11 protein-coding genes and 1 pseudogene are annotated in these 11,773 nt (G+C 33.2%); 3 read left to right on the forward strand and 9 right to left on the reverse strand.

What is annotated here, in order from left to right; genetic code table 11:
- From ACP5S8_RS02325 to ACP5S8_RS02335, 3 genes and pseudogenes are all read right to left on the reverse strand, one after another.
- A pseudogene (locus ACP5S8_RS02325) lies at positions 1-265 on the reverse strand (hypothetical protein); the annotation flags it as partial.
- Positions 266-360: 95 nt separating this feature from the next.
- The gene (locus tag ACP5S8_RS02330; RefSeq protein WP_461875543.1) at positions 361-3,501 is read right to left on the reverse strand and encodes a glycosyltransferase family 9 protein; all 3,141 of its coding nucleotides are present in this window, start codon (positions 3,499-3,501) and stop codon (positions 361-363) included.
- A gap of 9 nt (positions 3,502-3,510) precedes the next feature.
- Positions 3,511-5,217, reverse strand: a complete 1,707-nt coding sequence (locus ACP5S8_RS02335; RefSeq protein ID WP_461875544.1) for a GspE/PulE family protein — start codon at positions 5,215-5,217, stop codon at positions 3,511-3,513.
- Between the two features lie 22 nt (positions 5,218-5,239).
- On the opposite strand from ACP5S8_RS02335, the gene ACP5S8_RS02340 reads away from it, so the two are divergent.
- Together ACP5S8_RS02340 and ACP5S8_RS02345 are read left to right on the forward strand one after the other, a co-directional pair.
- A complete protein-coding gene (locus ACP5S8_RS02340) occupies positions 5,240-6,955 on the forward strand; it encodes an ATP-binding protein (protein ID WP_461870932.1) in 1,716 nt (571 codons plus the stop codon).
- Entirely contained in the window at positions 6,906-8,123 is a 1,218-nt protein-coding gene (locus ACP5S8_RS02345) for an N-acetylmuramoyl-L-alanine amidase family protein (RefSeq protein WP_461875546.1), read from the forward strand. Before ACP5S8_RS02340 ends, ACP5S8_RS02345 begins: the two co-directional genes overlap by 50 nt.
- On the opposite strand, the gene ACP5S8_RS02350 is transcribed toward ACP5S8_RS02345, so the two are convergent.
- The 6 genes from ACP5S8_RS02350 to ACP5S8_RS02375 are packed head-to-tail and all read right to left on the reverse strand — an operon-like array spanning position 8,120 to position 11,135.
- Positions 8,120-8,761: a hypothetical protein gene (locus ACP5S8_RS02350; RefSeq protein WP_461870924.1), complete on the reverse strand. Its 642-nt coding sequence runs from the start codon at positions 8,759-8,761 to the stop codon at positions 8,120-8,122. The two genes, ACP5S8_RS02345 and ACP5S8_RS02350, sit on opposite strands and share 4 nt — an antisense overlap.
- Positions 8,762-8,766: 5 nt before the next feature.
- Complete coding sequence (locus tag ACP5S8_RS02355) at positions 8,767-9,255, reverse strand: type II secretion system protein (protein ID WP_461870925.1); 489 nt, start codon at positions 9,253-9,255, stop codon at positions 8,767-8,769.
- Positions 9,255-9,539 (reverse strand): PulJ/GspJ family protein, encoded by a 285-nt coding sequence (locus tag ACP5S8_RS02360; RefSeq protein ID WP_461875548.1) that lies wholly within the window; start codon positions 9,537-9,539, stop codon positions 9,255-9,257. Before ACP5S8_RS02360 ends, ACP5S8_RS02355 begins: the two co-directional genes overlap by 1 nt.
- The gene (gene gspG / locus ACP5S8_RS02365; protein ID WP_461870927.1) at positions 9,511-9,945 is read right to left on the reverse strand and encodes a type II secretion system major pseudopilin GspG; all 435 of its coding nucleotides are present in this window, start codon (positions 9,943-9,945) and stop codon (positions 9,511-9,513) included. Before gspG ends, ACP5S8_RS02360 begins: the two co-directional genes overlap by 29 nt.
- 3 nt (positions 9,946-9,948) lie before the next feature.
- Positions 9,949-10,737 (reverse strand): hypothetical protein, encoded by a 789-nt coding sequence (locus tag ACP5S8_RS02370; protein WP_461870928.1) that lies wholly within the window; start codon positions 10,735-10,737, stop codon positions 9,949-9,951.
- Positions 10,734-11,135: a DUF4878 domain-containing protein gene (locus ACP5S8_RS02375; protein ID WP_461871866.1), complete on the reverse strand. Its 402-nt coding sequence runs from the start codon at positions 11,133-11,135 to the stop codon at positions 10,734-10,736. The genes ACP5S8_RS02370 and ACP5S8_RS02375 overlap by 4 nt, the downstream gene beginning before the upstream one ends.
- A gap of 150 nt (positions 11,136-11,285) precedes the next feature.
- Between ACP5S8_RS02375 and ACP5S8_RS02380 the strand changes: the two genes are divergently transcribed.
- Complete coding sequence (locus tag ACP5S8_RS02380; RefSeq protein ID WP_015419492.1) at positions 11,286-11,720, forward strand: rubrerythrin family protein; 435 nt, start codon at positions 11,286-11,288, stop codon at positions 11,718-11,720.
- Positions 11,721-11,773: the final 53 nt, after the last annotated feature.

Below are 11,773 nucleotides of genomic sequence, written 5' to 3' on the forward strand. Positions count from 1 at the left end.
TATGAATACAGCTAACGCTAACTCCACCACTTCCACCACCTTCATTTCCATTGCCACCCCCACCAACTCCACCCAAAGGACCACCCCATATAGTTATTGGTGTAGTACTAGCAGGAGGAGGACTTGATATCACGGATGTTGCAGTCGTGCTTGTATTTGAAAAAACTGCTCCATTAGAAAAATGATAAATAGCGGTTATACCTGTAAATGTAATTAAGCTTACGCTAAAACCAGCTATTAGCTCTCCAATATTGATTTTTTTCATAACACACCTCTTTTATAATGAACTATTAAATCATAATATAAAAAAATTTAGATTTCAATGATTACAAGTCTACCACGCTAAACAAGTCTACCACGCTAAACAAGTATGCCACGGTTTACAAGTCTACCACGCATAAAATTATCTACTATTCTTAATAACTCTTCTATGTTTTTTGGGAGTATGATATTTGGCGCTTTTATGTCTTCTAAGAATTTTTGGTATTTTGTAATACACGCAATGTCAGATTTTGAAGCTTTTAAGCAAAAGTAAGGAAGTTTTTGAAAGTTTTCAAGACCATCAAGATAAACGATAAATTTAGAGTTTTTGGCTATGAAATCAAGAAAATCTTCTTGTGTAATTAAAATATCTGGAAGATATCTACTGCTTTTTAAATGCTCAAGCGCTAGTTCTTTTAGCGATTTTGGTTCTAAGAAGTTTAGGTTGCCTATGTGAAGTATATTTTTTGTATATTTAGAGGCTATATTTTTTATCTCCTGAGCTATGAAGTAGTTTAAGCTGGCGCTGTTGTTTGTAATATCTTTGTAAAAATCCAAAAATACTTTATCCTCATAGTAAAGATCTTTTTTCCCTGTTTTTTCTTTGATAAAATCAAGGATAATCCTTTGAAGGTTTTTAGAAAAACCGTTTATATAAGAGCTGTAAAACTCTTCTGTATCAAGTTCATTGCTGTATTTGATGTTTTTGATAAAACTTGAAGAGCTTACTATAAGGATATCTATTGTTTTTTTATTTTCTGGGACCAAAGACTCAATATCGTTGGGGCTTATCTCAAAATACTTTAGGTTTTGATGCTTTTTGCCAAATATATCGTAAACACCTTTATGAGTAGTGTAAAAATTGACGTTGGGGAAATCTCTTAGAAAGCTTACGAGTGTAATTAAATAATCGTCATCTAAAAACGGGTTTTTGTCTATCAATATGTTTAAAGATGGTCCAAAAAGCATATTCTTAAGAAAATTTAAATCTTGTTTGAAATAATCTATAAAAGCATCGCCTAAAAACCATATGTTTTCAATATCTGTATATTTTTCTATGTACTTTTCTACTATATTTTTATCGAAAATAGGCATTTTTATGGTAAGCGCATTTTCAAAGTAAGTTTTTATATGATTTTCTAAGTATTTTGATAAGCTTTTAGTTAAAAAACATAATGTTTTCACATTGTCATCGGATATATTTGTATAGGCCGAATGCTCGGCTTTCATATATGTTTTTTCAATAAAAGAGTAAAACCTTGTAATGTCCTCGTAGTTATCTTCATGTTCTATGTTTGATAGAGCGAATATTTGGCAATAACTTTTGTAAAGACTGTTATTTTTTATTAAAAGCCTGAAAGCTTGATTGTGTGGAGATATTTCTTTGAATATAGAGTAATCTCCAAAAATGTTTATAAAATCTGCCGGATTTATAGAAATATAGTTTATATGATAATTTTGAAAATCCGAAAGCTCTTGGTAAGATACATCGTTTATATAATTGTCAAAGGGTGGTTGATAAGTGTCCTGTCCTTTTTGTATAGTGTTTTTAAGTCTATCCTTGTTAAATACAAATGAAAAGAATATAGAATCTTCTTTTAACCTTTTTGATACTTTGTCAACGTGTTTTTTATAATCATAAGGTTCTTCGGAAGATAGCGATAAGTCTATCACAAGAGCTTGATTTGGTATGTAAAGAGTTTCATAATCAAGGATATGTGAGTCTATATCAAGATAATATAATATCTTTTTGTAGTGTTCATTTTCCACATATATACGGTAGTCGTTATCTTTCCAAAGTTCTTTTAAAAACAACGAAGCTACAACGCTTTCGAATCCTCTTGCTATCAAAACTGGTGTAAAATTTTTCCAATTTAAGGATTTTACAAATAAAGAATTTATCACAAAGCTCATTATGTTTTTTAGATAGGGAATGCCAGAGATAAAAGAGAGTCCAGTTTCATAGAAAAAGCTAACAGGCAACGTAGATATTAGTCTAAAAATAATTTTGTTGATGTTTTCTTCTATTGTTATCTGTTCTACAAGTCTGCCACGATTCACAAGTTTGCCACGGTCTACAAGTCTGCCACGGTTTACAAGTCTACCACTATCTGTTTGTTTTAGTAAATCTTTTTTGTTTATAGCTTTTAAAAGCTCTAAAAACTTATTTGTAAGAGAAAAAGAGTTTAAGTTTGAAAAACAAGGAGAGAGGTTGGTTTGTTTTACAACAGCTTCTGGACACCTTGTAGATACGTGAAGATGACAAGGACTTGAGCATATTTGTCCCTTATAGTTCATCTCTAAGGCTTTTATGAAGTCTATTCCATAATCGTATATATTTTTAAAACTGCCTGGTCCAAGCACTACAAGAGTAGGTGTTTTAACAGCGGCAGCTATATGAGGCAATACTGTCTCTACTGATATAAGAAAATCAAGATTTTTTACGTAAGAAGGTAAATGTTGCACGCTTTTTATATAAGATGATATATCTACGGCTTTTGGTAAATAATTTTGTATTTGTTTTGCGTAATCTTTGTGTTGAGAAGGGTATGAATAGACTATCGTAAAATCATTTTGCAGCGGGGCTATGGCATCGCAAAATATATCTACTGGTGGCATGCGATGAGGTGATGAAGCGGAAAAGTGAAAACCAAGGACAGGTTTTTTATATATGTTTCTATAATCATCGAAAAGTTTTTTAATTTCTTTATCTATATCTTCATCTACGTAAACATAGGGTATAAGCTTTTCTTTGTGTTCTGGTGTCTTAAAGCCGAAGAGTTTGAAGTAATAAGAGCTTACCAAATTTAAATCAAACATAGGTGAACCAACGAGCATATAAAGATCCAATACGATATCAAAGCTTTTAACAAAGGAAAGCTCGGTAGGAGAGTATACAAATTCGTCTACGTAAGGACAATCTTTTAAAAGGTTAAAGTGCTCTTTTGTTTCAAGGGCAATATGAATATTTTGAAAATTTTCTTTTAAAAACCTTAAAAACGGTGTCAACATGAGCCCATCGCCGAGAGCTTGCATTGTTAGTATTAAGATTTTTTTGTTGTTAAAATCGTTAGTTTTATCAAATACGGTCTTTAGACTATCTACGTAGTCTATAGGTATTCCAGATTTTATGTAAGATTCGTAAACATCTTTTGGTAAAACGTAGAGTTTGTTTGGTAAAAAAGATTTCTTCAAATCTTCTACATAAAGTTCTTTTGATACTTTTACTATAACGCTCATAATCTTTTGTTATCTCAAAGCGTTTAAAACCGATGGGCTTAAATCTACTATACCAGCCTTTAGTTTTTCTATGTATACATCCAATTTGTTTTTACCAAGATGTTCTCTTCTTATATGGTCTTCTATTTCGTAAGAGGAAGGCCTGTCTTTTCTTATCCACTCTTTTGTGTTTACGTCTGGATACATGTATTCGTATATTGGTGTAAGACCAGCATAGCCAGTAAAACCACATTTTGGGCAGCCGCTCTCATTCCTTACTTTGATGGGAAAGTCTTGATTTATAAAATCTCTAAATTCATCTTTGTTGATATATGGGAGTGTTCTTAAGGTTATATCAGAGATTGTCCGCGATGCATCTTTTATAGGCATTTCTATGGCACAATAGGGACAAACGCTTTTGACCAAAACCTGATTCAAGCTAAGTATAAGCATTCTTACTGAGCTTTCGTAATCTACGTGAAATATTGAGCTAACAGCATCGTAAAATACAAAGGCGGAATTTATATGAAGTGTGGTAAAAACGAGCTGACCTGCAAAAGCCAACTCTTCTATAGCCTTTGAAAGTTCTTGCTCATTTCTCCACTCGCCTACAAAAACTATGTCGGGATCCGCTCTTTTAAAAGCTTTTGTAAAATCTACAAACGTTGATTTTAACTCTTCCACTTGAGCTTCAAATATTTGAAACTGTGTTATATTTTTGTTTATAATCTGATATTCGACGGGATCTTCTACCGTGAGCACGTTCTTATCTTGTACTGTAGATAACATGCTAGCTATAGCCATGCTTTTACCGGAGTTTGTGATACCGCTTATGACAAAAAGCCCACCTTTTCTGCTTATGGCATCTTGTAGAATTGCTATGTCGTTTTCAAGGTATCCAAGCCTCGAGAGATTACCTTGGATGCCCCTTTTCCTTAACAACCTTCCTACAACCATCTCATCTTCTAGGTTTGGCATTGGGGCAAATACAAGTCTTACATCGGTAGAAAGGTCTTCGTAGGACATTCTGGCGTCTTGAACTTGGGAAGATATGGATGGGTTAAAGGAGCCTTTTGTGTATCTTGAAGCTTGGGTTTTTAGGCTTCTAACAAGCTGAACACCTTGGGATTTTGGCATAGTCATATTTGGCATCATTACAAAATCTTTGTTAATTCTGAAAAATACGTAATAAAAGTTGTCTTTTGGTTTTATATGAAGGTCAGACGCATTTTTAGCAAGAGCTACTTTTACTATATCTTTAAAATCCGTTATCGTTTGAGCTTCTTGTGATATAGCTGCATAATCTCTTTTTATAGCCTCAAATTTAGATATAGAAACAAGATAATTTTTCTTGTCCTTAGTATACATTGGAATATAGGTTATTATTCCTTCATCAGCTATTATTCTATCGGTTTCTATGCTTTTTATGGTAAAGTTTACATTATAGCCATCTTCTGGTTCAAGCGCATAATCTTTTGCTATCTCTATGAAAAGTTTGACCTGCTCTTGAAATGTAATAAAACCGAGTATGTTTAATACCTTTAAATCATGTTCTCCAAGTTCTCTTCTTTTTTGTAGAAAAATTTCGTATTTTTCTTTTAAAATCCCTTTTACCCTTTCTAAAAAATCTCTGTATATAAACTTATGAAGCTGATTTCCATACTCTTCAAAGTATTTGTTTTTTGATTCTTCCGTATCTGGTAATCCTTTTGTTTCCAAATATTCTTTATACTTCATAAAATCTATTATAATATATCTTATGGAAGCTGATAAAAGCTTGGATAATTTGTTTAATAAGCCAGTTGGAATAGTGGTAAAGACGGCTTCTCCTTTGTCTTTTGATGTACTTTTAGCTGAAAACTCTTTTGTACAACTTGATGATGTGTTGGTGTGCAAATCCGTTGTTAAAAGAAACAACGAAAACATAGAAGTAAAATTCTACGGTGTTGTGGTTGAACTTACAAAATATTTGGAAGGTGTTGACATACTTTACCAGGAGGTAAAAGCAAAAGAGGGTGTTTTACCAGTAAACCCCGTCTATCTTGCAAAAATAAACGTAAATCGCATAGAACCTCAATACTACATACCACCAAAACCAGGTGATGAGGTTTTTAAAGCTTTTGATGAAGATAGAGACAAAGGTTTATTCTTTGATGCTATGGAGACAAAAATTCCGGCGGGATTGTCGCAAGATGGATTACCAATATATATAAATTACAATTTCATAAACGGGAAAGACGGTGCTCACATATCTATAAGCGGGATGTCTGGAGTGGCTACAAAAACTTCTTACTCTTTGTTTTTAATAAATTCTATAATTCAAAAATCTCAAGACATGCCAAAATTTGTCATTTTTAACGTAAAGGGAAAGGATTTGTTGTTTTTAGACAAAGAAAATGTAAGGTTTAAAGAAGAAGATAGAGAAAAATTTGAAATGATGGGCTTAGAACCAAAACCCTTTAAAGATGTGGCTTTTTATTGTCCTCCAGAGAAACCAGACTCTCAAAATCCAATGGGCGCTGCAAGATACGATGTAGATAAATACGGCTTCAGCATGAAAGATTTTGCGTCAGAAAGACTTTTAAAATATATGTTTGTAGAAAACGAACAAGAGATATCAAATTTAAACTTTATAATAGATAGGATTGCAAGCAAGCTTTACGAACTTTCTAAAACAAGCGATACGCTGATAGATGATAAAGCTGGGAGAGAGATTAAAGATTTAGACGATTTGTATGAGCTTTTACAAGAAGTGTATGATGAAAAAGATAACGATAAGGAAAGATATTACTCATGGTTTGGTAGAAATACTAGTTCCCAGAGCATAGAAGCTTTTTTAAGAAGATTTGCTTTTGGCAAAAAGTATATTAGAAACCTCATAAAGAATGAAAAATCAACGCATATTAAGAATATCACAAAAGAATTTGTAGAAAATATGCATACGTTAAACGTTGTCGATATAAGCGACCTTCACAGTGTAGGCAAGATGTTTGTGGTGGGCGTTATTTTGGATAAAATCTTCAAACAAAGGGAAGAAAGCGGTGTATCTGATCCTAAAATTTTTGTGCTTTTAGACGAATTAAATAAATACGCTCCAAAAGAAGGGTGGAGCCCTATAAAAGATACTTTGCTTGATATAGCGGAAAGAGGTAGAAGTCTCGGTGTGATACTAATAGGTGCTCAGCAAACAGCCAGCGAAGTAGAAAAGCGCATAGTGGCAAATAGCGCTATAAAAGTGGTAGGTAGGCTTGATACGGCTGAACTATCTGGTGAGCAATACGGTTTTCTATCTAAAAGCTTGAAACAAAGGGTAAGCATGTTAAAGAAAGGTTCGATGGTGCTTTACCAACCGGATATACCAACCCCAACGGTAGTGAGCGTCCCAATGCCGCCTTGGGCTACAAGAAAAGAAGAGGTGAAAGACGATGAGGAAAGTGAAAAAATACTTGACGATTTTCGTAATATTTTTGGTTAGCTTTGTTGGTTTTTCTTGGTCTAAGATAGTAGATGTAAGAAAAGGTGTATATCAGGATAAAACACGCTATGTTTTTGATGTAAAAGATGTAAACACGTATAAAGTGCGTCAAGAGGGCAGAAACATTATTATAGAAGTAGGTGATAGAAAGTTTATATATACCATGCCATATGTGCCAACCGCAGTAAAAAGCTTTATGCTACAGAACCCAGAAAGAATAGTAATAGATATATATAAACCTAAGACCTCTCAAGATAGTATTTTAAACATAATATCTCCAAAGTACGCTTACCTATTAAAGAAAAAACCAAGTTCGGAAAATACAGTTTACGATAATAGTCAAGATCCTTTAAGCGTAGTAGATAAAAAGTATTTGGAAGCTATTGAAAACTATGAGAAACCTCAAAAAACTTACAAATATATACCACATCCACACGGGGTAAAGGTGGTGGTAATAGACCCAGGACACGGTGGTAAAGATTCTGGTGCCATAGGAATAGGCGGTGTAGAAGAAAAAAATATTGTATTATCTATAGGTAAAAAGTTGGATTTTTTCTTAAAGCATGACCCAAGGTTTAAAGTGATAATGACAAGGGACAAAGATGTGTTTGTGCCACTTCAAGAAAGGGCTAGGATAGCCATAGAAAATAGAGCGGATTTGTTTATAAGCATACATTGCAACATGGCACCCGGTCATATTACTTGGCCACACGGCACTAACATATATTTTCTATCTACTCCAGGTATAAACATGAAGTACAACGAATTGGTAAACAACGAAGCCTTTTCCCATCTTGTGTTTGGTAACGCTATATACGAACCAAGCTTAAGCGCCAGGAAAGTGCTAGCTAGGCTGGCTTTAGATGTGACAAAAAACCAAAGCTTTGAATTTGCTAAAGATTTAGCTTATACCTTAGACGAAGATTTGCATAAGCATGTTGATATTCACAACATACATAGAAGAAATTTTGTAGTGCTTAGGACCCCCGGTATACCATCTGTTTTAGTGGAAACGGGGTTTATTAGCAATCCTCACGATGTAAAAGAACTTACAAATCCATCTTACCAATGGGCGTTTGCGAAAGCTATGTACGAAGCTATAGTAGATTATTTCTTTGGTCAGCACCACAAAGCACCACAAAACAATATAGCTTTAAAAGGTAGCTAATAAACAATCACTTTGTAAAATCCGTTTTGATGGATAATTTTTGCACGTTTTCCTTCTGATTTTAATTGAATACTAAGGCTTAAAGCATCGTAGAAATGTTTAAAGGCTCCCACTTGGTAAGCGCCATTTTTCAATTTTATTCCTTTTACATTGTTTTTATAGTTTTTTTGAAGCTGAAGCTTTATACCAGAGTTTGATTTCGAAGAAGATTTTGCTACATACGGTTTTATAGGTTTCTTTATGGCGGGTTTTCTTATTGTTGGTTTTGAAATCTCTTTTCTGTAAACAACGATTTTTTTAGCTTTTAAATTTAAAGGTTTTTTTGAGATGATTTTTTCCGAGGCTTTGGTATTAACTTTGTTTGTGTTGCTTTGTTCTTTTTCCTGAGATTTTTCTGTCTTGCTCGGGGTTTTAGTTGCGTTTATGGTGCTGTTTGGTGGTTCGACGTTTGTTTCTTTGGTAGGTTGATTGTTGATTTGCTTGTAAGTATTTGAGGGGTTGTTTATTTTTTCTTGGATAAGTTGTTTGTTTAAGCTGTTTGTAGATATATTCCTGTGCCAGGTGCTATACCAAAGGTAAAAAAGCGTTAAGCCTAAAGTTATCAAAAGTATAGTTATTGCATTTTTTGTGTTAAACATAATTTTTATTTTATCAAAATAGGCACTATAAAATGTTTGTTGTTTACATTAAACTTGATTAAACCGTTGGTAATGAACTTTGCTCTAAAATTTGTTATAGGTATCAACTTTATGGCTTTTTTCTCATCGTAAAAAAATATGTCTCCAAACTCATACGGATAAGCATAAACATACAAAGTGTTATCTTTTACAAAAAAGACCTCTTTGGAAAAACCTTTGTATATGCCGCAGTATGTATATAAGTATAGCGTAGAAAAGTTTTTTGAGTTGTCTATTTTTATATTTTTTGAACATTTGACAGCATTTTCTAAATTATATATAACGTTTGTGTAGTTATAAAGATTTTTAGAGTCTTTCATGGTTTCTAGGCTTTTTTTAACTATAAAAAAATAAGATACTATCAATGTACTGAAAAACAAAGATACAATAACAATAACCACCAGTATTTCTAAAAGCGTAAAACCAAAAACTTTCTCTTTATAAGATATTTTCATTACGGTAAAAATTTTACCACCTTTAGGTTGTGATACCAAATCACTTGATAGTTAAAATGATGAATGTGTTTTATGGAAGTATTTTTGGGAGTACCTTTTAGCTTGTTGAATAGAATAAAAGCATCTCTTGTTAGGGTTTGCTGTCTTTCGTGAAGTTTTATAGCTTGTATTAAAAGAGAATAAGCTCCCATTATCATCACTACAAATACAATAAAAGCTGCTAGAGTTTCTAAAAGCGTAAAACCTTTTCTTGGATTATTTTTTGAGATGCATCGTCCATACATCTATTTTTTTACCATCTGGAGTTTTAGCAAAAAGGTCGTAAGGATGATTGGGAGCTGGTGAGATGTAGTAAAACTTGTGTCCCCATCCGTCGGTAGGAACTTTGTCCAACTCTTGATGCCAATTGTCTGGGATTGGCGGTATCGTAGGCTTTTCTACCAAAGCCTGAAGCCCTTGTGCTGTTGTAGGATACATGCCAGTATCCACATAGTATTGCTCTAAAGCTCCTTGAAGATTTTTTAGCTGGACTTTTGTAGCTTTTATTTTTGCTTCTCCAATTCTATTGGTGATACGGGGTATTATGATGGCAGAAAGTATACCTATTATTACTATTACTACTAAAAGCTCAATAAGAGTAAATCCCTTCTTGTTTGCTGCTTTTGACGATGAACCTAAAGAAATTGCCATTGACTATTCACTCCTCCAATATCTTATCATAACACTAAACATAGGAAATTGTATGATGTATATAGCTAATACTATAAGTCCAAAAGGGGCAACAATAGCATAAAACATAAGCGGTACTATCATAACAATTACCATGGTGGAGTAAACAAACCACATGCTTATATCAAAAAAATATTGAAGATTGAGAGTTTTTTTCCAAACTCCAAAAGATATTAAGTCGAAAACTCTACTAAAAGCTTCTTTAAAACTATCAGAGGTGTAAACACTAGCATACACATATGGCGCAACATAAGATATCATGGAAAGCGTTGTTATTACAAAAATAAGTCCTAAAGCTACTGGAACCGTATAGTTTATAGCAAATATATCGTGATTTTTTGTAGCATAGTAAGCTGCTAAGAAACCGCTAAAATTTAGCACTAAAGCTTCTCCAAGAATAATTATGAAAAATACTACAACGTTACCAAGCATCATGCCCAAAGACTCTTCCCAATATTGTGTGAAAAATTCTAAAGTAGTCCTTTGCTTTATAGCTTTTTCAAAAGAAATAATATCTTTGTTATCTTTTACTATGTGACCTATATGTATTAAAAAGGCGTTGGAAATCAGCGTCCAAAATATTGAAAATCCTATGTTTATAAAAATAAATTCTTTAGGTGTGTAGTTATCTAAAAGGCTAAAAAGCAATACTAGCGTTATATAAACCACAACAGGACCTGGTTTTTTCGTTATAAACGCTTGCGTATAGTCAAACAAGCTTTTAAAAATTTCCCATATGCTGATAGAATTCATTGTTCACCCTCCTTAAAGCTAAAAGATGGACTTATATACCAAGTGCCGTTGTTTTTAATTAGGTCTATGGCATTTTTTTTAGTTTTCCCGTCTTTGTATGTTATCTCTACAGTTGCGTGTGCAGTACCTCCCAAGATACGTATATCTTTTATGGTTATGCTTTTTACGTTGTAAGTGTTTAGTTTTATCCATCTTTCTGCCCATATTTTGCCTCTTGAAGATACCGTATCTGGGTTTAGAAGTTTTACAGCATCTTTAAAATTACCATTTTCTATATCTTTATCGAAGTTTTTTAATACGGTTTCTGGGTTGTTGTTGTTTACAGTTTGAGGAGAACACCCAGATAAAAATACTATTGTTGCGACTGCGCCAAAAATAAGTGAAATTTTTTTTCTCATAACAAATATATTAACATTACAATATAAAATTTTCATATATTTATATTAGAAAATCAAAATTTATGACATATAATCATTGTTTTTTGGATTTTATATACTATCATTAAGAATAGTTCTAAATTAAAATTTATTTTAAAGGAGGTAAGGCCTATGAGCAAGGACTTAAAGGGCACAAAGACACTTGAGTGTCTCAAGCACGCATTTGCTGGGGAATCCCAAGCAAACAGAAGATATCTGTATTTTGCTAGAGAAGCAGATGTTCAAGGCTATCCAGATGTAGCTAACAACTTTAGAGAAACAGCAGAGGGCGAAACTGGACATGCATTTGGACATCTTGACTATCTAAGAAAATACAACGGCGTAGATCCAGCTACCGATAAGCCAATATCAACTCTAGAGGAAATGTTGGAATCTGCAGTAGCAGGCGAAGTTTACGAATATTCTGAAATGTATCCTGGATTTGCAAAAACTGCTAGAGAAGAAGGTTTTGACGATATAGCAGCTTGGTTTGAAACCTTGGCAAAAGCAGAAAAATCTCACGCTGGTAGATTCCAAAAAGTTCTAGAAAGCGTAAAGAACGGTTAATAACATCAAAACAAGAGGGGCCAAAAGGCCCCTTATAATTAATTGAAAAGAAA

This window comes from Hydrogenobaculum sp. (genome assembly GCF_049967395.1).
Lineage (GTDB): Bacteria > Aquificota > Aquificia > Aquificales > Aquificaceae > Hydrogenobaculum.